19 protein-coding genes, 1 tRNA gene and 2 pseudogenes are annotated in these 25,823 nt (G+C 68.1%); 12 read left to right on the plus strand and 10 right to left on the minus strand.

Features of this window, described 5'->3' with window-relative positions; translation table 11 throughout:
* Positions 1-147 precede the first annotated feature (147 nt).
* Positions 148-516 carry a hypothetical protein gene (locus ACIBLC_RS13155; protein WP_399210974.1) on the plus strand — a complete coding sequence of 123 codons (369 nt, stop codon included), beginning with the start codon at positions 148-150 and terminating at the stop codon, positions 514-516.
* Positions 517-541: 25 nt separating this feature from the next.
* On the opposite strand, the gene ACIBLC_RS13160 is transcribed toward ACIBLC_RS13155, so the two are convergent.
* Entirely contained in the window at positions 542-1,330 is a 789-nt protein-coding gene (locus ACIBLC_RS13160) for a GntR family transcriptional regulator (protein WP_399210975.1), read from the minus strand.
* Between the two features lie 107 nt (positions 1,331-1,437).
* Here ACIBLC_RS13160 and ACIBLC_RS13165 point away from each other — a divergent pair, with 107 nt between their 5' ends.
* From ACIBLC_RS13165 to ACIBLC_RS13175, 3 genes are read left to right on the plus strand one after another with little or no spacing between them, the layout of a single operon-like run.
* Positions 1,438-1,854, plus strand: a complete 417-nt coding sequence (locus ACIBLC_RS13165; RefSeq protein WP_399211407.1) for an NUDIX hydrolase — start codon at positions 1,438-1,440, stop codon at positions 1,852-1,854.
* Positions 1,855-1,900: 46 nt separating this feature from the next.
* Positions 1,901-2,329: an ATP-binding protein gene (locus tag ACIBLC_RS13170; RefSeq protein ID WP_399210976.1), complete on the plus strand. Its 429-nt coding sequence runs from the start codon at positions 1,901-1,903 to the stop codon at positions 2,327-2,329.
* Positions 2,329-2,697 (plus strand): hypothetical protein, encoded by a 369-nt coding sequence (locus ACIBLC_RS13175; protein WP_399211408.1) that lies wholly within the window; start codon positions 2,329-2,331, stop codon positions 2,695-2,697. Before ACIBLC_RS13170 ends, ACIBLC_RS13175 begins: the two co-directional genes overlap by 1 nt.
* Here the strand turns inward: ACIBLC_RS13175 and ACIBLC_RS13180 are convergent.
* Positions 2,694-3,380: an SMI1/KNR4 family protein gene (locus ACIBLC_RS13180; protein ID WP_399210977.1), complete on the minus strand. Its 687-nt coding sequence runs from the start codon at positions 3,378-3,380 to the stop codon at positions 2,694-2,696. The two genes, ACIBLC_RS13175 and ACIBLC_RS13180, sit on opposite strands and share 4 nt — an antisense overlap.
* Positions 3,381-4,942: 1,562 nt before the next feature.
* On the opposite strand from ACIBLC_RS13180, the gene ACIBLC_RS13185 reads away from it, so the two are divergent.
* Together ACIBLC_RS13185 and ACIBLC_RS13190 are read left to right on the plus strand one after the other, a co-directional pair.
* Positions 4,943-5,368 carry a hypothetical protein gene (locus ACIBLC_RS13185; protein WP_399210978.1) on the plus strand — a complete coding sequence of 142 codons (426 nt, stop codon included), beginning with the start codon at positions 4,943-4,945 and terminating at the stop codon, positions 5,366-5,368.
* 92 nt (positions 5,369-5,460) lie between these two features.
* Positions 5,461-8,052, plus strand: a complete 2,592-nt coding sequence (locus ACIBLC_RS13190; protein ID WP_399210979.1) for a tetratricopeptide repeat protein — start codon at positions 5,461-5,463, stop codon at positions 8,050-8,052.
* A gap of 1,420 nt (positions 8,053-9,472) precedes the next feature.
* Here the strand turns inward: ACIBLC_RS13190 and ACIBLC_RS13195 are convergent.
* Positions 9,473-9,997, minus strand: a complete 525-nt coding sequence (locus ACIBLC_RS13195) for a phosphoribosyltransferase (protein WP_399210981.1) — start codon at positions 9,995-9,997, stop codon at positions 9,473-9,475.
* Positions 9,994-10,569 carry a dCTP deaminase gene (dcd, locus tag ACIBLC_RS13200; protein ID WP_399210982.1) on the minus strand — a complete coding sequence of 192 codons (576 nt, stop codon included), beginning with the start codon at positions 10,567-10,569 and terminating at the stop codon, positions 9,994-9,996. Before dcd ends, ACIBLC_RS13195 begins: the two co-directional genes overlap by 4 nt.
* 567 nt (positions 10,570-11,136) lie before the next feature.
* Between dcd and ACIBLC_RS13205 the strand changes: the two genes are divergently transcribed.
* Positions 11,137-11,210 (plus strand) — tRNA-Gly (locus ACIBLC_RS13205).
* Between the two features lie 81 nt (positions 11,211-11,291).
* Here ACIBLC_RS13205 and ACIBLC_RS13210 read toward each other — a convergent pair.
* The 3 genes and pseudogenes from ACIBLC_RS13210 to ACIBLC_RS13220 all read right to left on the minus strand — a co-directional run bounded on the left by ACIBLC_RS13210 (position 11,292) and on the right by ACIBLC_RS13220 (position 14,725).
* Positions 11,292-11,611, minus strand: a pseudogene (locus ACIBLC_RS13210) (SCO4225 family membrane protein).
* 31 nt (positions 11,612-11,642) lie between these two features.
* A complete protein-coding gene (locus ACIBLC_RS13215; protein WP_046703344.1) occupies positions 11,643-12,323 on the minus strand; it encodes a response regulator transcription factor in 681 nt (226 codons plus the stop codon).
* A complete protein-coding gene (locus ACIBLC_RS13220) occupies positions 12,320-14,725 on the minus strand; it encodes a histidine kinase (RefSeq protein WP_399210983.1) in 2,406 nt (801 codons plus the stop codon). The genes ACIBLC_RS13215 and ACIBLC_RS13220 overlap by 4 nt, the downstream gene beginning before the upstream one ends.
* A 278-nt stretch (positions 14,726-15,003) precedes the next feature.
* On the opposite strand from ACIBLC_RS13220, the gene ACIBLC_RS13225 reads away from it, so the two are divergent.
* Positions 15,004-15,456, plus strand: coding sequence for a DUF5707 domain-containing protein (locus ACIBLC_RS13225; protein WP_399210985.1), 453 nt, complete (start codon positions 15,004-15,006; stop codon positions 15,454-15,456).
* A gap of 274 nt (positions 15,457-15,730) precedes the next feature.
* On the opposite strand, the pseudogene ACIBLC_RS13230 reads toward ACIBLC_RS13225, so the two are convergent.
* Both ACIBLC_RS13230 and ACIBLC_RS13235 read right to left on the minus strand, forming a co-directional pair.
* Positions 15,731-15,957: pseudogene (locus tag ACIBLC_RS13230) on the minus strand (hypothetical protein); the annotation flags it as partial.
* Positions 15,958-16,073: 116 nt separating this feature from the next.
* Positions 16,074-19,145, minus strand: coding sequence for an RICIN domain-containing protein (locus ACIBLC_RS13235; protein WP_399210987.1), 3,072 nt, complete (start codon positions 19,143-19,145; stop codon positions 16,074-16,076).
* Positions 19,146-19,644: 499 nt separating this feature from the next.
* Between ACIBLC_RS13235 and ACIBLC_RS13240 the strand changes: the two genes are divergently transcribed.
* The 3 genes from ACIBLC_RS13240 (at position 19,645) to ACIBLC_RS13250 (ending at position 23,208) form a co-directional block, all read left to right on the plus strand.
* Complete coding sequence (locus ACIBLC_RS13240) at positions 19,645-20,034, plus strand: hypothetical protein (RefSeq protein ID WP_399210988.1); 390 nt, start codon at positions 19,645-19,647, stop codon at positions 20,032-20,034.
* Positions 20,035-20,259: 225 nt separating this feature from the next.
* Positions 20,260-20,436: a hypothetical protein gene (locus tag ACIBLC_RS13245; RefSeq protein ID WP_399210989.1), complete on the plus strand. Its 177-nt coding sequence runs from the start codon at positions 20,260-20,262 to the stop codon at positions 20,434-20,436.
* A 126-nt stretch (positions 20,437-20,562) separates the two neighbouring features.
* The gene (locus ACIBLC_RS13250) at positions 20,563-23,208 is read left to right on the plus strand and encodes an RICIN domain-containing protein (RefSeq protein ID WP_399210990.1); all 2,646 of its coding nucleotides are present in this window, start codon (positions 20,563-20,565) and stop codon (positions 23,206-23,208) included.
* A 551-nt stretch (positions 23,209-23,759) separates the two neighbouring features.
* Here the strand turns inward: ACIBLC_RS13250 and ACIBLC_RS13255 are convergent.
* Positions 23,760-24,602, minus strand: a complete 843-nt coding sequence (locus tag ACIBLC_RS13255) for a helix-turn-helix transcriptional regulator (protein ID WP_399211409.1) — start codon at positions 24,600-24,602, stop codon at positions 23,760-23,762.
* Positions 24,603-24,753: 151 nt separating this feature from the next.
* On the opposite strand from ACIBLC_RS13255, the gene ACIBLC_RS13260 reads away from it, so the two are divergent.
* On the plus strand, positions 24,754-25,713 hold the full coding sequence (locus ACIBLC_RS13260) for an NADP-dependent oxidoreductase (RefSeq protein WP_399210992.1): 960 nt from the start codon (positions 24,754-24,756) through the stop codon (positions 25,711-25,713).
* Positions 25,714-25,823 lie beyond the last annotated feature (110 nt).

Genomic DNA, 25,823 nt, shown 5'->3' on the forward strand with positions numbered 1-25,823 from the left:
GATCTCCGGGAACGACGACCACCCTGCCACACAACTTGCCCACTCGTCTATACGAGTATGCCTGTTGGAGCATACGAGTTGAGGAGGATAGACCGCGCGCCCGACTCGGCAACCCCGACTGTCAGACCCGTACGGCACGATCTGATCATGCTGATTGCCACGAACGCCCGAGGTCACACGGTGAAGCGCCCTTCGAAGCCCGCGATAGGCACCATGCTCGCCAACCTGGGGCGCGACAACGAGCACATGGTCGTCGAACGGCAGGACGAGGATCTCGCAGGTGACTGGTACATCCAGGTTCTGATGCGTGAGAACAACACGTACCAACTGGAGTACCGGGACGGCGTTGCGGCGGAGCACTACCAGACGCAGACCGTCTCGCAGAAGAAGGTGCTCCGAGCGCTGCTCGGCTGGGCGGCCGGCACATCGGACTGGCGAGAAGACTTCATGTGGAACAACATCAGCTCGATGTTCGAGCCGCCCGCCGCCGTGGGCATGGACGAGCCAACTGCCTGACGTCTGCCCGCTACTGGCCACACGATCACGTCGCCGGAAGTTGGTACGACAGCACGTACGCGTCCGCCGCCATGACCGTGTCGCAGACCTCTACGGCCCGCCCGTCGGTGTCGTACGCGGTACGGATCAGGTGAATCACCGGCACACCGGCAGCCAGCCGGAGCGTCTTCACCTCGGAAGGCGAGGGCATCCGGGCCCGGATCTCCTCCTCGAAGTGGTCGAGGCGGTGGCCCAGTTCCTCAAGGCGGGCATAGATGCCGCCAGGTCCGGGATTGGGCTCAGCGATCTGAGTGCCCCGCGCGATGTCGAGCGGGAGGTACGAGGCGGCGAACTCGACCGGACGGCCGTCGAGCAGGTACCGGCGCCGACGTGCGAGTACGCGCCGCACGGAACCGAGGCGAGTGGAGATGTCCTGGCTGGCCTTCTCCTCCTTGACCTCAAGGCTGTCGACCTGGGGGTGACTGCCCGCGGCATCGGCCTCGACGATGAACGCGGACTTGCCCTGCTCGCGGTGGCGCCGGGCGAACCGGTCGGAGGCCAGCCGGCGGACGGGCGGGCGCGGCCGTACGAAGACGCCTTTGCCGTGCTCCGCGTGCACCAGGCCCTCGCCCTGGAGGATGGAGAAGGAGTTTCGGACCGTCATACGGGATACCCCGTAGTGGTCGACGAGCTCGGCTTCCGAGGGCAGCTTTTCTCCCTCGGTGAATCGCCCACGGTCGATGGCCTCGCGCAGCTGGTCGGCGATCTGCCGGAACACCGCACGGTCGCTCGTGGGGTCCAGGTCGCCGAGCTGGCTGGTCGGGAGTGAGGTCACGTTTACTCCTTTAGGTATCTAGACGAGTGGGCGAGTTTTGTTGCTACGGTGGAGAGCCTAGCCATCCGAGAGGGCAGAGGAACGTGAGCACTGACCGTCCGCACTCCGTGAGCGTTGCCGGAGTGATCATCGACGACCAGCGCCGGGCCCTTTTGATCAAGCGTCGCGACAACGGTCAGTGGGAACCTCCGGGCGGCGTCCTCGAACGCGACGAAACCATTCCCGAGGCACTGCAACGAGAAGTCCTCGAAGAAACCGGAATCAAGATCGCGCTTCCCGCGACCCTCACCGGCGTCTACAAGAACATGACAGGCCTGATCGTCTCGCTGGTCTTCCGCTGCGAAGCCGCCGACGGGACGCCCGCCACCGGGGATGAGACCCGCGCACTGCGCTGGGCCACACGCGAAGAAGTCACCGAACTCGCCGACGAGGCATACGCGATCCGCGTCCTGGACGCACTCGACTCCCTCGACGGGGCATCCCCGCCGGCCATCCGCGCCCACGACGGCGTGAAACTCGTCTAGCCCGAACCCGCTGCACATGGCGGCCTACCAGCATAAAGGAACTTGTATGCACGAGTATACGAGCACCGCTCGGGTCTGGGGCCTCACTTGCCCAGGTTTCCCAGAAGAGGTGAGCCGAGCGCGCCGCTGGACACGGGACATCCTCAGAGGCTCACCCCTGGCCGAGGATGCCGAGGTGATCGTGAGCGAGCTGAGCACGAACGCGATCCTCCACACGGCCAGCGGCCAGGAGTCCGGCAGCTTCCATCTGGCGCTCGCGGTGTCCGCGCAGGTCGTCGCGCTCTCGGTCACGGACGGCGGGGGCAACGGCAATGCCCCGAAGGTCGAGCACCAGGACGAGGACGCTGAACACGGCCGGGGCTTAGGCATGGTCAGTGCCATCGCCCACCGGGTGGTCGTCCACGACAGCAACGGCGGCTACACGGTCACCGCAGAACTCTTCGTCGATGCTCGGCCAGGAGGTCACCCGTGCTGATGGACAAGCCCCGCCGCGGCTACTGGTGCGAATGCTGGACCCAAGACATTGCCGAGACAGGATGGCCGTCCCTCCTGGCATCCTTCGACGCCTACTCGGCACCCCAGGCAGACAGATGGGTTGCAGTCGCGCTCCGCACCATCTCACCAGCGCTCGACCCGGAAGCCTCCGACGAGGCATGGGCCTGGCTGTACGAAGGTCGTGCCGAGACAAGGAGGGCTCTCCTGTGCTCCGAGCCCTGCACGGTCTCCGTCACGCACACCAGCACCCGCATCACATGGACGATCCGCCCCGTGCTCTTCCTGCCGCTCGCACATCGCCATGCCGTAGAACTCCCAGACTGCGCAAAGGAGTTCAAGCGCTCCTAGCGAGGGCGTCGGGCGGCAGCCTCGGACTTCTCGACCCAGTCGAGGTACCAGTCTGCAAACTCGGCCTGCACGTGCGGCGCTCCGAGGGGATGGAAGATGCCGTCTCCCGCCCGCTCGTCAAGCCACATACGGCCACGTTGCGGACCGGAGACGACGAGCCAGGAGCAGTAACCGCAGCCCTCGTGGCTGAGGTTCACCGCGCCGGACGTCGACCAGTCGAAGAGCGCCTCATCCTCCTCCAACCAGGCACGATAGGCCTCACGGAACGCGTCCTCATCCTCAAAGGCAGACTCCACAGGCTCCTTGGCACTGTGCTCGGCCTGGACCAGTGCGCTTTCTTCCGCTGCCGGGAAAGGGAACCGCAACCGGTCGTGCAGCATGCCGCCGCCCACGTCGGTCCACAGCCACCCGGCGTCGCTCCGACTCAAGGAGCTGAGTCCGTAGCCCGGCCCAGCGCCGCCGGCGCCAACCTCAAGCAGAAAGCCCCGGTAGTCCTCGGGTAGCTCAAGGGCCCACTGAGCCTCTGACTCGCTGACTTCTGATTCCGAGAGTGGATCAGCAAGCCGGAAGTGATGGCCACGTGCCCCGTACCGGTCCCAGGCGTCAAAGACTTGCCGTGCCCGATCCGCGCGAGACAACTCCTCAACTCGCTTACGGACACCGCTCCAGTTCATTGCCCCCATGAGCCGAAGCGTAGGCCAAAGCACCTGAACCCCAGCGAGCGTCACGCACCAACTGCAACCCCGGCGTCAAGCATCAACCGAGACCCGACAAGCCCCACGTGTCCGACTGAGTTACAACTTTCTCTACTGGTTCAAGTCCCGGCTGCGCTCCGCTCCGCCGGGCGCGCTCCACGGCTCCGCTCCGCCGCCGCTCCTGCCTTCGGCCCGCTCCGGCGGGCTGCGCCGACGCGCGCCCACATGTGGATAGGGCCGGTAGCCATGAGTCGAGACTTGGCACCACAACAAGGACATGCCTCTGGCGGGGGCGCTCAGACTCTGGGATGGAGGGGGCTGCGCTCGCGAGTGCCGGCCGATCGTGGCGAGCGTCGTAGGCTCCCATCCCGTCCACCGTCGACCCAGGCAGAGCCGAGCAGACGAGGCCCAGGGCGTCAAGGTCGTTCGTACAGTGGCGCGCTCCACCTTGACGCCCTGAACCACGCCTGCTCCACGGTGTGTGGGTCGACGGCGGACGGGATGGGAGCTGGGTTGAGTGGTGGGTAAAGGAGGGGGCAGGTGCGGCAGGTCGTTGGTTTCACGTGAAACATCGACACGCCCCAACTCGCTTTTGAGGAAGCAGACTTGGGGGCGGTAAGCCCTGACTCACCCGAAGCCAGTGGGATCACGATCACTCGCCCCATCGCGGCTCCTGGCCAAAGTCACATGCCGCCCGATGTGCCACGGACCGCGAGAAGGGAGCGCACACGCTACGAATGCGCCGGGGCGATGCTCCCTGCGCCTACTCATGTCACTCTGGGGTGAGATGCGACGCTAGGAGGCCAGCCTTCGGGGGCCATCCTGATACGCAGGAGTCCGCGCATGATGAGCACGCAAACCCTCCTCCTCATATTGCTACTCACGCTTGTAGGCGCCTTCTTGTTGGCGTTCTTCCTAGGATGGCTGGTTAACAGAGAGCCGGAGGCGACTCAAGTGTGGCGGCCGTGCAGGAACACACCGAGTCACGCCATCAGGTATGTGACCGGCACAGGTGGGGCCGAAGCCCACTGCAAGGTGTGCCCTATCCCCCGAGCAACTGCACAGAGCTCGACAGCCGGCTAGCGGCTCATCGGAGCTTTGAGTCAGGCCGTCTCTGGGCCGTCCGACAGCAGTCAGCGACGACCAACGACGACAGTTGACGTCAGATCTCCCCCAGCTCAGAGGGGGATCACGAAGTATCGCCGCAGGTACCAGCCTCCGGACGTAAGTTGAGGTCGTACAGGTGGGCTCCCGCAGCACAGCAACAGCGATCATCCGCCGTGCCACTGTCGTGCCAGAACAGGCGGGAACTCACGGTAAATCACGGGGAAAGCCACGACAGGAACAATGGTACCCATGGCGGCATTTCGCCTGGTCAGACACGGAACTAGCCGCCAAGTCACCTGAGCTTCCCAAGCTGATGGTGTGAGGCGGGAAATCCAGCATGGGCGCGCAGGAACCGGGGCGGGCGCTTCGGGCGTTTTGGCTTCAAGACAGGGGCAGCGTTTCTACGCTGGGTTCTTTCGAAGCTGCGCAGATCGGGGGATCAAGTGAGTGCTGAAATCGTGCCGTTGGTCGAGCAGGCAGGCCCGTGCCTGACGGCCGCGGTGGGGGCTTACGGGGCAGCGGTACTGACCCGGGCCCAGGACGTTGCTGCCGACGCCACGGTGGGTCTCGGGCAGCGGATCCTTCAACTGGTCTGGCGCCGCAGGGACGAGGCGGGCCAGGCCGAGTTGAAACGCGTGGTGGACGAGGCCGCCGACGAGCAGAACGACGCGTACTCCACAGCGGTGCTGAGCAGGCTACTCAGGCGCGCGTTGCAGGACGATCCCGGCCTGCGGGAGGAACTGGCCGCCCTGCTGCCAACCCCGGCGGCGGGCACGTTCAACATCACAGCGTCCGGCAAGCGGTCGATTGCCGCCCAGCACATCGACACCGCGATCACCGGTGACGGTCACCTCCAGCCGCGGCCATGAGTACGGATGATGCCGCGTACAGGCTTCGGATCGAGACCCCCGGTGAGCGGGCGATCGGGGCCCAGCAAATCAGAGACGCCTACACAGGCGATGTGAACGTCCTGCCGGCCAGGGCGCTGTACGCCGCGAATAGGGTCACCGCGGCCCCGGGCACCTCGAACCTGCCCCCGGCCACGCTCTGCCTGGGCCGTGAGGAAGAGCTCACCTGGCTCCGGCACATCCTGACGGATCAGTGCGAAAGTGCGATCACGCAGAGCGGGGCGGTGCACGGGCTGGGCGGGATCGGCAAGAGCACCTTGGCCCTGCGCTATGCCCACCGCCACCGTGACGACTACACCTTGATCTGGTGGATCAACGCCGCCTCCCCCAACGAGATCGAGACATCCCTAACTGAGCTCACCCAGGCTTTGGTCCCCGACTTGGCGGCCACGGCTGAGCGCAAATCGCAAGTAGCGTGGGCGATGCAGTGGCTGGCCTGGCATCCGGGCTGGCTGCTGGTCTACGACAACGTCGAGGATCCCGACGACCTCGCCCCGTACACTGGCGCACTTCACCAAGGGCACCACCTGGCCACCAGTCGGCGCGCCACGGGCTGGCCCGACAGCGCCCCCACCTTGACACTGGGCAACCTCAATCCCGACGATGCAACGACCCTGCTGTGCCGTCTCATATTCAAGGGCGCCACACCCACGCCACGGCAGCAGGCGGACGCTCACGCCCTCACCACCGACTTGGGATGCTTTCCTCTGGCGATCAAACAGGCTGGCGCCTATCTGGCCCAGAACCGAGGCATCAGTCTCGACGCCTATCGCCGTCGCTTGGGCACCAAACTCGGTAAGGCCGCCCACGGCATCGACCGGAAACGCACCATCATTCGAGTATGGAGCGTCACTCTCCACGCCTTGGAAGAGGAAGATCCGCTGGCTGTGGAGGTACTGCACACTGCCGCCTGGCTCGCCCCCGATGACATCCCGCACGCGCTGCTCAACCTGCCCGGCACCGACGCGGACGACACCGCAGAAGCCATCGGCACCCTGGCCGCCTACAGCATGGTCACCGACACGGGGACTGCACTGCGCATACACCGACTGGTTCAAACCGTCCTACGCAGCTCCCTGGGCACTGACGGCACCCAGCCGCCCCGGCACCTTCAAGGACGCGACAGGGCCGAACAAACGGTCCTCCACCACCTGGCCCCGCCTCCAGGCCAGGAGAGCACAACCGAAAGGCAGTGGGACGCGCTCACACCCCACCTGGTCACCCTTGCTGCGACCACCCCGCCAGGACACGACAACGCTCCACTCGCCGACGGATATATCACCGCTGCCTACCGTCTCGACCAGCAGGGCCACACCGCCCGCACTATCCCGCTGTTCCAGGCCGCTCTCGCCCAACGTAAGCGGGCATTTGGCGATGCCCATCCCGAGACCCTAACCTGCCGCAACGACCTCGCTCACGCCTACCTTTCGGCGGGGGACCTGGGGCGAGCCATCCCTCTGTTCGAGTCCACGCTCGCCCAGCGCGAGGAACTGCTCCGCGATACCCATCCCGACACCTTGCAAAGCCGCAACAACCTCGCCAACGCTTACCATTCGGCTGGGGACTTGGGGCGAGCCATCCCTCTGTTCGAGTCCACGCTCGCCCAGCGCGAGGAACTGCTCCGCGATACCCATCCCGACACCTTGCAAAGCCGCAACAACCTCGCCAACGCTTACCATTCGGCTGGGGACCACAGAAGGGCCATCCCTCTGTTGGAGGTCACGCTCGCCCAGCGCGAGCAGTTGCTCGGCGATACCCACGTGGGGACCCTGCAAAGCCGCAGCAACCTCGCCTACGCCTACGGGTCTGTGGGGGAGCACAGGAGGGCCATCCCTCTGTTGGAGGTCACGCTCGCCCAGTACGAGCAAGTGTTCGGCGATACCCATCCCGACACGCTGACCTGCCGCAACAGCCTCGCCAACGCCTACCGGTCTGCGGGGGAGCACAGGAGGGCCATCCGTCTGTTGGAGGTCACGCTCGCCCAGCGCGAGCGGGTGCTCGGCGATACGCATCCCGACACGCTGACCTGTCGCAGCGACCTCGCCTGCGCCTGCCTTTTGGCGGGGGACTTGGGGCGAGCCATCCCTCTGTTGGAGGTCACGCTCGCCCAGCGCGAGCGGGTGCTCGGCGATACGCATCCCAGCACCCTGACTAGCCGCAGCAACCTCGCCAACTCCTACGGGTCTGCGGGAGACCACAGGAGGGCCATCCCTCTGTTGGAGGTCACGCTCGCCCAGTACGAGCAAGTGTTCGGCGATACCCATCCCAGCACCCTGACCTGCCGCAACAGCCTCGCTCACGCCTACCTTTTGGCGGGGGACTTGGGGCGAGCCATCCCTCTGTTGGAGGTCACGCTCGCCCAGCGCGAGCGAGTGCTCGGCGATACGCATCCCAGCACCCTGACCTGCCGCAGCAACCTCGCCAGCGCCTACCATTCGGCGGGGGACCACAGAAGGGCCATCCCTCTGTTCGAGGCCACGCTCGCCCAGTACGAGCAGGTGCTCGGCGACACGCATCCCGACACCCTGACTAGCCGTAGCAACCTCGCCTACGCCCGTGTCGCTGCCGAGGCCGTACAGCAACCGGATACAGCAACCCCAGCAACAGCCCCCCACCTCCAGCCCCCCTCAGGCACTTCCGGCTAACCGGAACACCCCTCAGCGACCGATCCACATAGAGCTACGGATCAGAAGGTGACCGTGCCTTTGCCGTGCCCGATCGAGCGGTAGCTGACGGGGAACCACGGTGGTTGGCGGACAGCGCGCATGAGAACGGCCCCCGACCGAATTCCGGTAAGGGGCCGTTCACGTGCGGTGGGTGTGGGATTTGAACCCACGGTGACATCGCTGCCACAACGGTTTTCAAGATCGCTCAGGGGTTCACTCACACATCGAGACTGCACCGGATTCAGCTCTGACCACCAGTCGCAGGGTCTTCCGGGGCAGGCTCATCTGGCGGGTTGAACGTCTGCTGTAGGCCGATGATGCAGAGGCACACCACAAGGACAAGCAACACGCTAAACAGGACCCACGACCACCAGACCCCTGGAAGAACAAGCAACCAAAGCAGCGGAAACCCGATCACTATGATCATGCACACGGCGCCCAAGCTCGCCCAGTTCCGTCGATGCGCAACGTATCGGGATTGCCGGGACGCAACTGCTCCAAGCTGGCTCCTGATCAGGGCGTCCAGCTGAGCAATCTCGTGAGTCCACTGATCCGGAGGCCCAGCTCTCAGCTTGCCTAGCAATTCCCAATTGCGTTCAAGGTCAGCGATAAGTCGAGCGTCGCGACGATTCTGGATGATGCCGGTGACCAATGGTCCCGCTGCCGCAGCGGCCACAACAACTATGCCCCCCAGAAGCGGCGTAAGCCATGAAACCAACCGCGTTCCCCTCACCGTTCGCTGCGTACACCGTGACTGTCAGCAGCCTAGGACTCGGCAGTGACATCAGGGGGCGAGGAAGCGACTCCGGGCAGCCCTGGGGCCGTCAAAGGCTGCTCAACGACGACCAACGCTGACAACCACCGACAGCTAAGCCGCAGTCGCAGCCTTGAACGATTACTCGGCCGCAGGTCAGAGATCCGGCCCTGCACTTCTTCGGCAACTGACCTCAACCTCGCCGATCAGCGGCAGACAGTGAGGCTTAGGCCTATAACTGCAGTATGGAGTTCTTCCTTCCGGAGCCCAGCTCCGAGATCGAGATCGAGGCGCAGTACGCCATCCTCGCGAAGGCCGCACGGTGCGAGGTACCGCCGTCTGACAAGCGGATCTATTCCGTGACGTACATACACGACGGTGTCGAGTACGAAGCCACCGTTGGGCGTCGCCGTCAGGCGACTGCCCCGTCGCGCACCAGGCCGAAGGCAGGACGGCCCGCTCCGTCGCCACGGCGCTACCCATCTGGCCGGGTTGTTCAGGCAATCTTCGCTGGGACCCCCTACATGGTTTGGCAGGTCCCAGGACATTCAAGTGAATGGGCGAATCCGGCGATGGTCGGTCGACCCACGGAGATCATCTACTTCGATCCCGCGTGATCGCTGCGTGTCCGAGCTAAGCCACAGGTCAGAGAGCTTCCGTGTTTGGCTTGGCCGCTTCCCCCGACTTATGTACTGGAGGCAACACACTCCACGGAAAGTTGATCCACTCATCGGTCCGCTTCCACACGTACTCGCACTTCACGAGTGACTGGGGCTTCTCGTAGATCACGGCGCTGCGGACCTCGGCGACGGCGTCGACGCAGAAGTCGCGGACCAGTTTGAGCGTCTTGCCGGTGTCGGCGACGTCGTCGGTGATCAGGACCTTCTTGTCGGAGAAGTCGATGGTGTTGGGGACGGGCGCGAGCATGACGGGCATGTCCAGGGTGGTGCCCACGCCCGTGTAGAACTCGACGTTCACGAGGTGGATGTTCTTGCAGTCGAGGGCGTAGGCGAGGCCGCCGGCGACGAAGACGCCTCCGCGGGCGATGGAGAGCACGATGTCGGGCTCGTACCCGTCGTCGGCGATCGTCTGGGCGAGTTCGCGGACCGCGACGCCGAACCCCTCGTAGGTGAGGTTCTCGCGCACGTCGCCCGCGCCGTCCCCGCTCACACCTGGGTCCGGTGGAAGTTGAGGAAGGAGCGGGACGCCGTCGGGCCGCGCTGCCCCTGGTAGCGGGACCCGTACCGGTCGCTGCCGTACGGGAACTCGGCCGGCGAGCTGAGCCGGAACAGGCACAGCTGCCCGATCTTCATACCCGGCCAGAGCTTGATGGGGAGCGTCGCGAGATTCGACAGTTCGAGGGTGACGTGCCCCGAGAAACCGGGGTCGATGAATCCGGCGGTGGAGTGGGTGACGAGGCCAAGGCGCCCGAGCGAACTCTTCCCCTCAAGCCGCGAAGCGAGATCGTCGGGCAGTGAGATGACCTCGTACGTACTGGCGAGGACGAACTCCCCGGGGTGCAGGATGAACGGCTCGTCCCCGTCGGGCTCGACGAGGCGAGTCAGATCCGCCTGCTCGACGGACGGATCAATATGTGGGTAGCGGTGGTTCTCGAACACCCGGAAGTAGCGGTCGAGCCGCACGTCGACACTCGACGGCTGCACCATGGATTCGTCGTACGGATCGATCCGCACCCGTCCGGCATCGATCTCGGCCCGGATGTCCTTGTCTGAGAGAAGCACGCCCCGAGGATACGCGGGGGGCTGTCCGCAATCGCGCACAGTCCCCCACGCCTCACCCACGGCCGACCGCCGGCTGCCACTGAATGCCACATGCCTGCCACTGGCTGCCGCCGACAACTACTGGTTGCTCTCCACTACTGCCGGCTACCGCTTCTCGAGCGTGACCGGTACGACGTTCCTTAGCCGCGCACATCGCGGACACCGGATCAGCCGGCCAGGGCCGAGCCTCTCGGCCTGCTGCATCGGGAACGAAGCGGTGCTGAACACGTGCCCCTCGGCACAACGGACGACGGTGCGCTCCATCAAGTCCTCAGAGTCCCTTCCCCAAGAGCCGCGTCTGACTGACGACGAACCTCCACATTACGGGACGAACAGGATGACCATCGAGGAGGCACTCCGGTCACACACGGCCCCTCTTTCCCGTCCCCACGGTACGCCCCAACTCCGGCCCCCCGCAGCCGCGTCCCCTCCCCCCAAACGCACCCTGACCCCGCGGCTTCAACGCCGGGGGGTCGGGCATGAGGTAGAGTGAGCGGGCATTCGACACCGGCTCAACCGGCGTCTTTCGCGGGTGTAGTTTAGTGGTAGAACATCAGCTTCCCAAGCTGAGAGTGCGAGTTCGATTCTCGTCACCCGCTCCAGTTGGAACCCCAGGTCAGTGGCCTGGGGTTTGTTTGTTGTCCAGTCCGGTTCGAGGGCAGCGCGCCCTCCGCGTGCGCTGACTAGTCCGGGCGACCGCCGCGGCGCAGTGCGCGGGTGCACCAGCCGATGATCGCGGCGTTGACCGCTGCCCCGAGAGCGACGGCGATGATGGCCATGACGTTGTTGTCCGGCAACACGAGGAGCACGAGGCTGGCGGGGGCGGTGGCGAGGAGCGGGATGACGCCGGCCATGGACTCGTCCGAGCTGTCGCCGATGGTCACCACAGTGCCCACGCGAGCAGGACGGCACAGACGCCGAGGTAGGCGAGGCCGACGACGCCGATGTGGTCGTGCAGTCGGCGTGGGACAGATCGGCCGGAATCAGTACCGGTACCGGTCATCAGGAGGGACCCCTTGGTTGCGTCTGGGTGGTCAGAGGTGGGTGCCGGGCGGGTTCGGGCGGGCGAGGCCGAGGTCGTACGCGAGGATCGTCGCCTGTACGCGGTCGCGCAGGCCGAGCTTGCGGAGCAGCGCGTTCACGTGGGACTTCACGGTGCCTACGGTGATGCCGAGTTGCTCGGCGATCTCCGTGTTGGTGAGTCCGGCCGCGACCAGGGTGAGGACGCCCCGCTGGCTGCCGGTCAGGCTGTCCAGTTCGGGGGAGCTCCCGACCGGGACCGCGGCTGGTGGTCCGGACGCGTAGTGGCCGATGAGGCGGCGGGTCGCGGACGGGGCGAGTACGCTCTCGCCGGCCGCCACCTCCCGGATGCCCTGCAGTAGTTGGGAGGGGAGTACGTCCTTGAGGAGGAAGCCCGAGGCGCCGGCGCGCAGCGCGTCGAAGACGTACGCGTCGAGGTCGAAGGTGGTCAGGACGAGGACGCGGGGCGCGTTCTCCCGTCCGGTGATGATGCGGGTGGCAGCGATGCCGTCCAGTTCGGGCATGCGTACGTCCATGACGACGACGTCGGGAGCCAGCTCTTCGGCCAGCCGCACCGCGGCGGCGCCGTCGGCGGCCTCGCCGACGACCGTCATGTCCTCCTCGGCGTCGATCACGGCGGCGAACCCCGCCCGTACGATGCCCTGGTCGTCGACGACCAGCACGTTGAGGCTCATCGGTGTCTCTCCTCGTTGTCCGGGTCGTCCTGCGTGACGGCGAGTGGCAGCCGGAGACGGACCGTCCCCTGCGGGCCGGTGGTCAGAGTGCCGCCGAGCGCCGCGACCCGCGTGGTCAGCCGCTCCCGTACGGCGGAGTCGGCGGCGCGGGGCACACCAGTGGCCGTGAGCGTCAACGTACCGTTGTCCACGTCGAGTTCGAGCATCGCGGGCTCCTCGCCGCCGGCCGCGAGCACCGTCTCGGCGGCGCGGTAGGCGGCCAGGTCGACGGCGGTGGGCAGCCGTTCCGGTACACGGTCGGTCAGCCGTATCTCGATGTCCCGGCCGGTGGCCCGGAGCTGGTGGGCGAGCAGGTCGAGCGCCTGGAGGGTGGGCTGCGGCCGTAGTTCGGCCCCTGTCTCGCCCTCCCGGACGGTGTCGAGCAGGGTGCGCATCGCGGCCAGAGCCTCGCGGGCGCGGGTCGCTGTCGCGTCGAGTCGGCCCGCCTCCGCCTCGGTGACCATGTCGGCGGTGCGGGCCAATACCGTGGTTTCGAGACCGGCGGCTATGCGGCGGCGCTCGGTCCAGGCGGCGCGGACGGCCTCCTCGGTCCAGGCGGCGAGGCGTTCGTCGTGGGCGCGGCGGTCGGCTTGTCGGCGCCGGGTGCGGAGGCCTCCGGCCAGGTGAGCCGCGGTGCCTGCGAGGGTTGCGCCGACCGTAGCTCCCGCGACGACCGCCCAGATGGGAGCGGCCGTACCTCGGTCCAGAACCGCGGTGGTGGCGGCCACGGCGTGCACCAGCACCGTGAAGACCGTGCGGAGAACGGTCGTGACGTGGCCGCGGGCCGGGGCCGGTGGGGGCTGGTCGCTGCCCCGCTCATGAGGGATCCCCCTCGCCGCGGAGCCGCCTTTCGACACAACTCCGCGCCCCTTTCGAGGCGTTGCGGTTCGGGTCGGTTCCATCGCGAGCGCCGCGCACGTGGCCAACAGGCTCAGCGCGGGCGGGAGGAGGACGGGGCCGCTGTAGTTCCCCACCGCCATCGCCACCGGCCACAACAGCGCCAGCCCCAGCAGCATCCCGTACGCCGTCCGCGGGGCCCTCCGCAGCCACAGCAGGGCCACCGCCTGGCCCGCCGCCAGCAGGGCGAAGAAGACACCCGCGGATACCCGCGCCGCGCTCGACGCGTCCTCGGCCCGGATGACCAGCACGGGCAGCAGCGGCTGCAGGACCAGGCCCGTCGCCGCCACCACCTGTGCCACGCGGTAGGTCCTCGGCGCCGACGGTTCCACCGTCGTGGCCGTCCGGCCCGGCAGTACCGCCCGTACCTCCCAACCGCCCTCCGCCGTCGGGCCGCTGTGCACCGTGCCGCCCGCCTCCCGTGCCCGGGAGCGCAGGAAGCCCTGCCCGCGGCCACCGCCGAGTCCCGCACCGTGCGCCACCGCACCGGCCGACGGGGGCGTGCTCGTGACCACGACGTCGGTGCGGGTGTCCCCGTACCGGCACAGCACCCTCGTATGCGCGCCGGGGGCATACCGTGCCACGTTGGTCAGCGCCTCGCGCACGATGCCGTACGCCGCCTCCGCGACGGCGCCGTCCGGCAGGGGGTCGATCTCGCAGTCCACCCGCTGGTCCAGGCGCCGGAACCCGGCGGCCAGGCCCAGCAGCCGTTCCTCAGGTGACGGCACATCCCCGCGGGAGGGCGCCGGCGCTCGTACCGCGCCAAGCGCGCGGGTGACCTCGCGGCCGGTCTCGCCCGCGAACTCCAGTGCCTCCTCGGCCAGTTCGGGTCGGCGGTCGCGCAACCCGAGGGCCGCTCCCGCCGTGACCACCACGGCCGTCAGATGGTGGGCGCTGATGTCGTGCAACTCCCTTTCCATACGGCGCCGTTCGACCGCCGGGAGCCGGTGGCGCTCGGACTCGGCCCGCTTCAGCAGTTGTTCGGCCGCTCGTCGTGCGCGACGGGTCCGCCGTACGAGCAGGCCGGCGCCGCACGCGGCGGCGTACAGCAGAGCGGTCAGGACGAGGTCGAGCCCGTCGCGGTCGCTGAGCCCGTGCAGGCTGATGCCCTGGAGGAACTGCCAGGCGGCGAGCGCCACCACACACAGCACGGCGGTGAAGGAGTCGCGTTCGGTCGCCACGGTGAACAGGGCCAGCGCGGCACCCGCGGTCCCGAGCACCGCCATCGCCCCGGCCGGCAGCGGCCCGGCACCCAGCGCGCAGGCGGCGGCGACCACGACGAGGGTGGCCACCGGGCGGGTACGGCGCAGGGCGAGCGCGGCCGTCACCACTCCGGCGACCAGGGCCGCCACGAGAAGGGCGGACGCGGGCGGGACGGCCCCGCGCACCAGCGGCGCCCCGGGCCACACCACGGCCTGGGCGCAGATCAGCAGGACCGGGAACAGCCGGTCGTCGGTTCGATTCATGGCGGATCAAGGCTATGGCCGCAGGTGAGCGGCCAGACTCCGGCTGGAGGCGGATTCCGTTCTCTTACCTGGGTTGCAGAGTCTCTACCTGTGGTTCGACGCACCAATCGTCCCGCAGCGCGAGGACGGCGCCATGCCCCCGGCCATAGGCTCGATCACATCGAGAACGCGGTCGGCCACCGCTTCTACGACCACTTCCAAGACCGGCTCTACCAGCGGTTCTTCCACGCTCTTCCGCGTATCCAACCCAACTCTCCACCCAGTTCAAGGGGATCACCATGTCCAAGCGCATTCTCTTCTCGTCGCTCATCGGCGCCGTCGTCCTCGGCGGAGTGGCCGCCGGCGGTCTCGCCCTGGCCGCGGGCCCCACGGAGCCGACCCTGGAGCACGGATCGGCTCGCTACACGGCTCCGTCCGACGGCAGCGCGGGCTCGCTCACCTACACCGTGGACGTGAGCGACGACTCAGGCATCCGGAGCCTCAAGGTCCTTGCCTGGCCCGCGAGTTCGAAGCTCGACCCGACCGCGGCGGAGCTTCGCTCGGCGGATGAGAGCGCCAAGTGCCGGAGCACCTCGGACGAGACCGCCCGCTGCACCTACGGGGAGAAGGTCACGAAACAGGAGGCGGCCGACCTGGCCAAGGGCACCTGGTACGTCTCGGTACTGGCGACGACCAAGGACGGGGACACGACGTTCGTGCCCCGCGCCGCCACGTTCGACGTCACACGCTGACACGCCTGTCGAACCGTCGTTCAGTGAGGCGGTCTGCCGGAAGCGCGGCTTCCGGCAGACCGACCCTGCTTGTGCGCCGACTCTCCGCGGTGCCGGACTTCACGGCGCGCACGTCTTCCCGGGCCCTCACCGCGCCACTCGCCCAGAACCGGATTTCCTACGCGGCGCACGCTCCGCCGCCGACCGCGCACAACGGCGGACTGGTGGTCCAGGAGATGCTTCCTTGCTGTCGCCACACGCCGGACCGATGGCCACAGGCGTGCCTTGCGGACGGTCACGTCGAGCCAGGCAGCAACCTTCTGCTGTCGCTCGTCGTCGGAGTGCTGATAGATCGCCCGGGCACACCATGCGCGAGCGTGAACCGGCCCGGCGCCGACTCGGCCAGCCGCGCGCGACCGGGCGTTTCGCCTTCGACCGCAGAGCCTCCACCCGTGCCAGAACCACCTCCATGCCGAGCACGGCGGCCATCTCCTGTCTCGTCAGAGGCCCTTGACCGAGCCGGAGCAGGACACCGCACAGCTCGCGGCCGCACCCACCCCAGGCCACTGACCAGTCGTCAGCGGCCTGGGGGTCCTCAGTCCTCAGCCGTCAGGATGCGGGTGAGGGTTGGGAACGGATCACGCCGGCACCAGCTGCCATTGCTGGTTGGCGCCGCCAGCGGCGGTCCACTGCACGACCTTGGCGTTGTCGCCGGTGTCCCAGCCGTACACGTCCGCCGCCAGCCCGCTGTCGTGGCTGACGATGGTGAAGTACCCGTCGCCGGTGGGTCGTAGGTACCACCGCTGGTTGGTGCCGCCGGTGGACGTCCATTGCTGAAGCTGGAGCCCGACGGTCGAGGAGTAGCCGTCGACGTCGAGCGCCTTGCCGCTACTGACGTAGCTCAGTGTGTACGCGCCGCCGGGGGCGGTGTTGATGGTCCAGGCGCCGCCATCCGCCTTCTGGACGATCAACGCGCGGTCCGCGGACGAATCACCGGCCACGGCGAGCGCCTTGCCGCTGTTGCGGTTGACGATGCGGTAGTCCGTGCCCGCCACCGGTTCGTTGGCGATCACAAAACGGTCGATGGTGCCATAGTCGTTCGTCGCGGCGGCCCGCTTGGTGCCGGTGACGCGCACCTTGATCGTGTGCGTGCCGGAGGTCAGCCGGGGGCTGGTCCACACCGAGACGTCGCCGGCGCGCGACGCCGAGTACAGGTCGACCAGCGCCTCGGTCCCGCCGTCGATGGAGACACCCACGATGCCGTGGCTCGGCGCCGTTACGGCGCGCAGGGTGACGCCGGTACCGGTGAAGCTCAGCGTCGCCGCGTCGCCCGCGGTGTCACTGTAGGAGTTCGTACCGGCGTACGTGCCGGACTCGTCGCTCGCGTGGCCCCAACTGCCGTTGTAGGTAACCGCGGTGGCGGCGTCGTCCACATTGGCCGCCGCGCTGGTGCCCAGGTTGAGGTACTCGACCGAGTCGGTGAACGTGGTGGTGCCCGACTTCGTGGTCGACAGCACCAGGTACACCCGGGACCCGCTGGCCGGCGCGGTGAACGAGACCGGCCGGGTGACCCGGGAGCCGAGCGGGATGGTGAGGGGTTCGCTTCCGGACGCGATGACCGCGCCGTCGGGCCGGTCGAGTCGCGCCGTCCAGTTGAAACCGACGGAAGTACCGCTCAAGTCGTCGTTGAAGACGGTGATGTTCCGGGTGACGGTGCTGTTGTGGGCGTACGAGTCCACCTTCTCCGGGAGCGGGAAGGTGCCGTTCTCGTCCGACTCGCCGGAGGCCGACCAGTAGGGCAGGTCGACAGCGGCGATCGGGTTGAACGCGGCCTGGATCCGCTGGATCTGCGGGTTGCTCCACGGGGCGGACAGGTTGTCCTCACCGTAGACGGGGTTACCGCCCTCTTCGAGGATGAAGTCGGTGCTCTTCACGCCGGGTACGAAGCCGGCCCAGCCGGACAGCAGGGTGTAGGGGCGCAGGTCGCTGGCGTCCTTGGCGCGCTTGGCGATCGTCGTGGTGGCGAACCACTCGAAGCCCTGCTTGGTGTTGGCCTTGTTCCAGACGTACTCGCCCTCGCCGTCGGGCCGGCCGGCCAGGTCGGCGCGCGCCTCGCCGTACTTGCCGATGCCGTCGATGTAGTGGGAGAAGACGGCGAAGTTGCCGTTCAGCATGTTGGGGTACGGGTTGGTGTTCCAGGCGGTGTCGACGCTGACCGGCCGGGTGCCGTCGTTGCCGTTCATCGCCGCGTACAGGTCCTGCTCGAAGGACTCGGAGTCGAAACTGCTGATGTCGTTCTCGTTGCTCTGGCTCCAGCGGATGATCGAGGGGTGGTTGCGGTCGCGCAGGGTCAGCGCCTTGGCGTGGCTGACCATGTTGTCGTGCCCGGCGACGAAGTCCTGGCAACTGCAGGTACCGCGGATGGCGGTCTCGTCGATGATCATCAGGCCCATCTCGTCGGCCACGTCGAGCATGTACGGGCTGCCCGGCTCCTGATGGATGCGGACCACGTTGTAGTTGAGCCGCTGGTAGTTGTCGACCGCCTGCGGCCAGCCGCCGTTGCCCGCGGACGGCGGGAGGAAGCCGGGCAGCGTGTCAAAGGCGTCACCCTTGCCGCCGTTGTCGATCCGGTCGTAGTTCGCGCCCTGGAGGCTGTCACCGCGGAAGTTCATGCGGACGCCGTTGACGTAGTAGTACTCGCCGTTCTGGGTGGTGTCCCGGAACCCGAACCGGTAGGTGGCGTCGCTGGTACGGCCGTCGTCGGTGGACGCGTGCACCGACAGCTGGTGCAGCTGGGCGCGGTACCCGGCGCGGTAGGGCACGTTCGGCCACCAGTACGAGGAGGAGCCGAGGTTCCACGCCACCGGACCGACCGTCACCTTGGCGGTCGAGTGGGCGGCCACGGTGACCGTGCGGCTGGGCAGCGACGGGTAGGTGAACGACCCACCGCCGTCCGAGGCGAGCGAGCCGGTCAGCGTCACCGAGCGCGAGCTGCCGGAGGTGTTCGTCACGGACACGTCGTAGGTGAGGGTCTGGTTGGCCACGGAGGTGCGGACGAACGCGTCGCTGACGTGCACCGCCGGGTAGACGCGCATGAACGCCGAGCGGTAGATGCCCTGGGGGATCGCCTCGGACCAGTTGGCGGCGTCGGGAACCAGGGTCTGGTTCCCACTCGCGTTCTTCAGGCCGTAGCGGCCCTTGACGTTCACGGTGATCGTGTGGGTGGTGCCGGGGGCGGCGAAGGCGGATATGTCGAAGTTCGACGGCGTGAAGGAGGTGGTCTGGGTGCCGACCACCTGTCCGTCCACCGACAGCGTCGCCTCGTGGTTCACCGCGCCGAACTCGATCCACACCGACTGCGGCTGACCCGTGTTCGGCACGGTCACGGTGCGCGAGTAGGTCGCCTCGTTCACGTCGGTGAAGCCCTGCTTGTACCAGCCGCCGCCGGGCACGTTGATCGACGTCGCCGCGCGTCCCTTCGGCGTGAAGCCCCAGGTTCCGGCCAGGTCGACCGAGCTGAGCGCGCCGTTGCCCGCGGTGAACCCGTTGATGTCGGTCACCGTCGTGGCGGACGCCGTCGTGGCGGACGCCGATACCGGCGCGGCGGACGCCGATGGCGGCACCGCCAGGACCCCGGCAAGCAACGCCCCGAGGACCGCAAACAACTGTGCGAAACGTCTCCGACGTGGCGGCGGGCTGTGCTGGTGCATGATTGCTCCTCGGTGTGCGGATCGAAACAATGTGAACGCTCACATCCGCCGCCCACGGCCTGTTTTTGGCCGTCACTGCTGGGGTGGCGAACGCGCTCGAAGACCGGCTCTCGCTCAGACCCGTCTCGGTGTGCCGTCAAGCAGCGTTCGTGCTCAAGGACTGGCGACAGCGGCTCCCGTACGTTGGCCCACCACGGGACCGCGGTGTGTCCGCCTGGACAACGGGCACTCGAGAGCTCGACTTGCGGTTGGCGGTCGATGAGGACCCGGCGCTTGCAGTTCGTGATCGGGACGGGGATCTGCGCTGGTCACTGGTACGAGTACCTGATGGGTGCTGTGGCCTGCGCCTTTCCCCGCCGCGAGACCCACTTCACCTTCTGGCAGCCGGCTGAGGGACTGCTGCCGGCGCTGGAGGACGTCACATGCCGAACCCTGACCGAGGCCATCGGCCACACCGGCCCGCACCGCCCGCTCCCCCCGCGCGAGCTGGGACGACCGCTTGGTCCTGGACACGGCTGCCGCCCGGGCCGTGGCCCACCTCGACGGCGACGGCGTTCTGATCGCGGACGAGACCGGCGACGGACAGGCCGACGGCGAGGTCTCGGTGCTCCTGGCCCGCCGTCACCGCTACACCCTGGCGGTCTCCTACCACCGCTGCTGGAGCCCGACGCCGGTGAGCCTGGCGGGATCGGTGGGCGTGGTGTGCCTGCGCTGGGAGAACGAAGAAGACCTCCAAGCCGCGCAACAGGCGATCGGTCTGGACAAGGGCCAGGGCACCAGCCGGACCAGCCGACACCACTGGACCAGCGTCGCCCTGGCCGTCGACGCCTTTCGCGGTCATCAACTCGGTCATCGCGCCCGTTGCCCTCGGCTCGTGAAGCCGTGTTGATCACTCAAGGACATACGGGCCCCCGTCTTGATGCGTCAAGGAGATGTCCGGCCCACGACGACAGCAGCTGGAACATGGGATGTATGTATAGGGGGCACCGAAAGCGTTGTCTATGCTTCGCACAGAAACGGCAGTCGCGAAGAGCTCTTACCTGCGGTTACAGTGAAATCGACGTGAACCTGTGACGACGCGGTCACTCAGCTCCTACCTCAGTCATAGGATGGCTTGCCAGGTTGCCGCCGCCTGGGCGACGAGCAGGACACCCAGGTTGTCGGGGTCGACGACCCGGCGATCGAGCGGAGGATCACGGTGAAAGCTGCCGCCCAACCCCGAGACGCGGTCGACACCAGGGGCGCCAGCGTCACCCGGACGTTGGTCTACGCCTACCGCACGACCAGTTGACCCGAAAAATACTTCCGGCTCGAGGCAACCCTTTGCGGGGCCTGTGACCACAAGGAGTCGGATCCGGCCTTCGGAGCCTGGATCCGCCTTTGTCTGGTGAACGGCATGCAAGGAGAGCACCTCCCCATGAAGAACCCCACGACCGGCGGGCGCCGCGGGCGTCACCGCAGGCGCTGGACCGCGACCGGTCTGCTGCTCGGCGCGCCTGCCCTCGTCGTGCCGTATCTCCTGTTCACGCAGGAGGACTCGCAGGCCGCGACGGTCGACGGTGACGCCTACTACCGGCTTGTTTCCGTGCGCAGCGGCAAGGTGCTGGACGTCAACAGCTTCTCCACCGCCGACGGCACCCGTATCCAGCAGTGGACCGACCAGAACACCGCCAACCAGCAGTGGAAGCTGAAGCCCACCGGGGACGGCTACTACGAACTGGTGAACCGCAACAGCGGCAAGGTGCTGGGCATAGCCGGCGATTCGACCGCCCAGTCGGCCGCCGCCGAGCAGCAGACCGACAGCTCCGCCAAGTCCCAGGAGTGGCGGATCGACGATGTGAGCGGTTCCGACGCCGTCACCTTCACCTCCCGCGGGAGCGGTCTGGTGCTGGACGTCTCCGGAGGCTCCTCCGCCCAGGGCGCGACGGTCATGCAGTATTCCGACCGGGGCAGCACCAACCAGCAGTGGAAGCTGGTGAAATCCGCCGCGAGCCAGACCTCCGGCGCCGACAAGGCACAGACCACGGCCGCGGCCGGACCGTACGTGTGGAACAACGCCCAGATAGTGGGCGGCGGTTACGTCACCGGGCTGGTGTTCAACCCGCACGAGAAGGGTCTGCTGTACGCGCGTACCGACATGGGCGGCGCCTACCGCTGGGACACCGCGGCCGAGCAGTGGATCCCGCTCACCGACTGGGTCGACGAGAAGGACTGGAACCTGCTGGGCATCGATTCGCTGGCCACCGACCCCGTCGACCCCAGCCGGTTCTACGCCGCGGCGGGCACCTACACCAACGGCTGGGCGGGCAACGCCGAGTTGCTGCGCTCCACGGACCGGGGCCGCACCTTCAAGCGCACCGCTCTGCCTTTCAAGCTGGGCGCCAACGAACACGGCCGCGGGGCGGGCGAGCGGCTGGTGGTCGACCCCGCGGACAACGGCACCCTGCTGCTGGGCACCCGCAAGAACGGCCTGTGGCGCAGCACCGACCACGGCGTGACATGGAGTCAGGTCTCCTCGTTCCCCGTCAAGGACGGGGCGAGCAGCGGCGCGGGCATCGCCTTCGTGACGTACGGCCCGGCCGACAGCAAGACCGTCTATGTCGGCGTCGCCGACAAGTCCACCTCCCTGTACCGCTCCACCGACGGCGGCAGCACCTGGCAGGCCGTCTCCGGGCAGCCCACCGGCGAGATGCCGCAGCACGGCGTGGTCTCCGGTGACGGTTCGCTGTACCTGACGTACGCCAACTCCATCGGTGACGCGACGGCGGGTTCGGTGTGGAAGTACACGCCGGCCGACGGGGTGTGGAAGAACGTCTCCCCGTCCCAGGGCAACTACGGGTTCTCCGGTCTGGCCGTCGACCCGCAGAAGCCGTCCACGGTGATGGTCGCCACCCTCCACCGGTGGTGGCCCCAGGACGAGCTGTACCGGAGCACCGACGGTGGCACGACCTGGAAGGCACAGGCCGCGAAGTCGGAGCGGGACGCCTCCGATGCTCCTTACGTCGGTACCGGCATCGGGCACTGGATGACCGCCATGGCCATCGACCCCTTCAACTCCGGGCACATGCTGTACGGCACCGGCGGCGGGATCTGGCGCAGTGAGGATGCCGACGCCACCGACAGCGGCGGCACCAGCCACTGGACCGTGGGGGCCCAAGGGCTTGAGGAGACCTCGCTGATGGACGCGGTCGCCCCGCCCGGCGGCGCCACCGTCCTCTCCGCCATGGGTGACCTGGGCGGTTTCCGCCACGACTCCCTGACGAAGGTGCCCGCCGGGCGGCTGGACAACCCGATGATGATCACCAGCACCGACATCGACTTCGCCCAGTCCAACCCCTCGCTGATGGTCCGCGTCGGCCGTGGCGGCACGCAGGACGGCGCCTACTCCACCGACGGCGGCAGCAGCTGGAACGGCTTCAAGTCGGAGCCGGTGGGCAGCGCGGCCAGCGGCCAGGTCGCGCTCGCGGCGGACGGCTCCGCCATCGTCTGGACCCAGGCCGACCAGGCCCCGTACCGCTCGACCGACAAGGGGGCGAGCTGGTCGAGGGTCAGCGGCCTGGGCACCGGCGCCGTGGTCGTCGCCGACCGCTCCTCGGCCAGGACCTTCTACTCACTGGCCGATGGCACGCTCTACGCCAGCACCGACGGCGGCGCGACCTTCACCGCCCGCGCCGCCAGCCTGCCCGCCGGCGAGCTCACGGCCGTCCCCGGCATCGCCGGGGACCTGTGGATCTCCGGCGGCGGCGAGGGGTTGCTGCACTCCACCGACGGCGGCCGGACCTTCACCGCGCTCAACACGGTGAAGTCCGCCTCCGCCCTCGGCTTCGGCAAGGCCGCGCCGGGCGCCTCCTACCAGGCCCTGTACCTGATCGGTACCGTCAAGGACGTCACCGGCGTCTTCCGCTCCACCGACAAGGGCGCCACCTGGCTCCGCGTCAACGACGATGCCCACCAGTGGGGCAGCATCGGCGGTGTCGGCGTCATCACCGGTGACCCCGACACCTTCGGGCGCGTCTACGTCGGCACCAACGGACGCGGCCTCCAGTACGGCGACCCGTCCTGACCCCAACGCCCGAGCGGGGCCGCAGGCACAACGCCCTGTGGCCCCGCCATGGCTGAGGGACCTCGCCTCACCACAGTTCGGCAGGCGACAGAGTCCGCCCCCCACCGAGGAGGGATCTCGGCCGGCCAGCCCTCCGAGGTCCTTCTCGTCCCCTGCAAAGCACAGGGTCCGACTCGCGGCCGACGACGAACTCCGAGAAATCGCGTCCACGTGCACTCGTGACGGCACCATTCAGCCGGCACAGGAATCCAGGCATCCAGCACATGGAAGCGACACCGGGGACCTGCGCCTCGCCCGCTCTGCGACTCCGTGCCCTCGGCGTGCCCGTGAGGGCGGTCGACCTCGGGCAACAGGGGTGCGAGCCGACCGAAACAGCCACTTCGGCACAGTGCGTCTCCGCAGGTCAGAGCGAGAGGGGCCAGTCAAGCGCCGTCGCTTCCCAAGCTGAGAGTGCGAGTTCGATTCTCGTCACCCGCTCCAGTTGGAACCCCAGGTCAGTGGCCTGGGGTTTGTTTGTTGTGCAGGCCGGCGGATGGGGCGGCCGGTCTGGGTCAAGGGGCGCTCAGCAGGTCGGCGAGCAGGTGGAGTTTCTCGGCGTCGGGGGTGCCCTCGGCGGCGGTGCAGACCATGAGCGCGGGGCCGGGATTACCCGGTATCGGGTAGGCGTCCCAGTCCAGGTTCAGTTCGCCGACTCGGGGGTGGTCGAGGCGCAGCTGGCCGCGGGTCGGTTCCTCGACGTCGTGGAGGGCCCACAGCGCCGCGAACTCGTCGCTGCGGACCGCGAGTCCACCCACCAGCTCGACCGCGCGCGGATGGCGGGGATCGGCGGCGACCTGCGTCCGCAGCATCCCGATCAGCTCCGCGACGGTGGCCGCCCTGTTCGGGCACGCCCGGTCGGCCTCGGGGCTCAGGAACAGCGCCAGCAGGTTCCGCTCCCTCTGCGGCTGCCGGGTGAACTCCCCCAACAGGGCACCGCCGAGCGGGTTCCAGGCCAGCACGTCCAGGAAACGGCCGACGACCAGGGCGGGGGAGGGCATCGTGCGCAGCAGTCGTAGCGTGGTGTCCGGTACCTCCTCCGGCTCGTACGAACGCGGCAGGTGGGCCGGGGTACGTGCGGCGACGGCGAGGCTGTGCAGGTGGCGGGTCTCCTCGGCGGAGAAGTTGAGGGCGCGGGCGACGGCGTCGAGAACCTGTTCGGAGGGCCGTACGTCGCGTCCCTGCTCCATGCGCTGGTAGTAGTCCGAACTCACCCCGGCCAGTAGTGCCAGTTCCTCGCGCCGCAGCCCGGCGACGCGCCGCCGCGGGCCGGGCTCCAGGCCGACGTCCTGCGGGCGCAGCCGGGTTCGGCGGGTGCGCAGGAACTCGGCGAGTTCGCGTCGGGGATCGTCACTCATGGCGTGGGAGGTGTCGGTCACGGCGCCAGTATGCCGCCGGCGCGGACCGCGAGGGTGGGTCTGCCGGACCCAGGAAAAGGAGAACGACCGTGATGTCGCGTGCGGGGTCCAGCATCGGACACGCCACAGCCGGTCACGGAAGGACAGCGACATGAAGGCCGTTCAGATCATGAGTTTCGGTACGGCGGACGTACTGCGGATCAATGACGTGGACCGTCCCGCTCCCCGTGCGGGTGAGGTACTGGTGTCGGTCGAGGCGACCAGTGTGAACGGACACGATGTGATCGTCCGCTCGGGCCAGGTGAAGATGGTCTCGGGGCGCCGCTTCCCGATCGGTGCGGGACTGGACTTCGCGGGCACCGTCGCCGCGACCGGGGCCGGTGTCGAGAACTACCGGGTCGGGGACCGGGTGTGGGGCATGGTGCATCCCCGGCAGCGGCACTCCGTCGCCGGGGCGGCCGAGTACGTCGTGGTCTCCGCGAGCCGTGTCGCGCACGCCCCGGCGGACCTCTCGTCGGTCGAGGCGGCCTCCCTGGTGGTCGCGGGCGCTACGGCACTGATCGCGCTGCGCGACAGCGTGCACCTCGCGGACGGGGAACGGGTCCTCGTGCGGGGCGCGGCCGGCGGAGTCGGCACGGCCGCCGTCCAACTCGCGCACGCCATGGGCGGCCATGTGACCGCGCTGGCCCGCGACCGGCACGCCGAGCTCCTGACCGACCTCGGCGCCGACGAGATCCTGGACTACCGCACCACCACCTCGGACCGGATCGGACCGTTCGACGTCATCCTCGACACCGTCGGCACGGAACTGCACTGCTACCGGAGCCGGTTGGCCAAGGGCGGCCGGATGGTCACCGTCGGGCTGTCCCCGTCGGCCCTGGCCGCGATCGCCGCGTCGAGCGTGCACGGATCCCGCCGCATCCGCACCTTCAGCGCCAACCCCGAGACCTCCGTGCTGCGCGACGTGGCCGACCTCGTCACTTCGGGCTCGCTGCGGCCGGTGATCGACAGCGTGTACCCGCTCGCGGACATCGCCGCGGCGCACGAGGCGTTCGAGCGCGGCGGCGTCGTGGGCAAGCACGTGGTGACGGTGCCGCGCAGCTCCGTCTGACCGAGTCCGGTCGGCGGACGGAGGACCGGGCGCGCAGGCGGAGGATTGATCCGCCGGGCTCTGGTCCAGGTCCTTAGAGACCATCTCATTTGGCTACACCGGTATCCTGT

This window comes from Streptomyces sp. NPDC050535, assembly GCF_044457665.1.
GTDB lineage: Bacteria > Actinomycetota > Actinomycetes > Streptomycetales > Streptomycetaceae > Streptomyces.

What these genes read in the sequence shown, in the direction of transcription:
- ACIBLC_RS13215 (WP_046703344.1), bottom strand. Translation starts at nt 12,323, where the DNA reads ATGAGCCTCAACGTGCTGGTCGTCGACGACCAGGGCATCGTACGGGCG.
- ACIBLC_RS13260 (WP_399210992.1), top strand. Translation starts at nt 24,754, where the DNA reads ATGAAGGCCGTTCAGATCATGAGTTTCGGTACGGCGGACGTACTGCGG.
- ACIBLC_RS13250 (WP_399210990.1), top strand. Translation starts at nt 20,563, where the DNA reads ATGAAGAACCCCACGACCGGCGGGCGCCGCGGGCGTCACCGCAGGCGC.
- ACIBLC_RS13170 (WP_399210976.1), top strand. Translation starts at nt 1,901, where the DNA reads ATGCACGAGTATACGAGCACCGCTCGGGTCTGGGGCCTCACTTGCCCA.
- ACIBLC_RS13255 (WP_399211409.1), bottom strand. Translation starts at nt 24,602, where the DNA reads ATGAGTGACGATCCCCGACGCGAACTCGCCGAGTTCCTGCGCACCCGC.
- ACIBLC_RS13225 (WP_399210985.1), top strand. Translation starts at nt 15,004, where the DNA reads ATGTCCAAGCGCATTCTCTTCTCGTCGCTCATCGGCGCCGTCGTCCTC.
- ACIBLC_RS13180 (WP_399210977.1), bottom strand. Translation starts at nt 3,380, where the DNA reads ATGGGGGCAATGAACTGGAGCGGTGTCCGTAAGCGAGTTGAGGAGTTG.
- ACIBLC_RS13175 (WP_399211408.1), top strand. Translation starts at nt 2,329, where the DNA reads ATGGACAAGCCCCGCCGCGGCTACTGGTGCGAATGCTGGACCCAAGAC.
- ACIBLC_RS13155 (WP_399210974.1), top strand. Translation starts at nt 148, where the DNA reads ATGCTGATTGCCACGAACGCCCGAGGTCACACGGTGAAGCGCCCTTCG.
- ACIBLC_RS13220 (WP_399210983.1), bottom strand. Translation starts at nt 14,725, where the DNA reads ATGAATCGAACCGACGACCGGCTGTTCCCGGTCCTGCTGATCTGCGCC.
- ACIBLC_RS13235 (WP_399210987.1), bottom strand. Translation starts at nt 19,145, where the DNA reads ATGCACCAGCACAGCCCGCCGCCACGTCGGAGACGTTTCGCACAGTTG.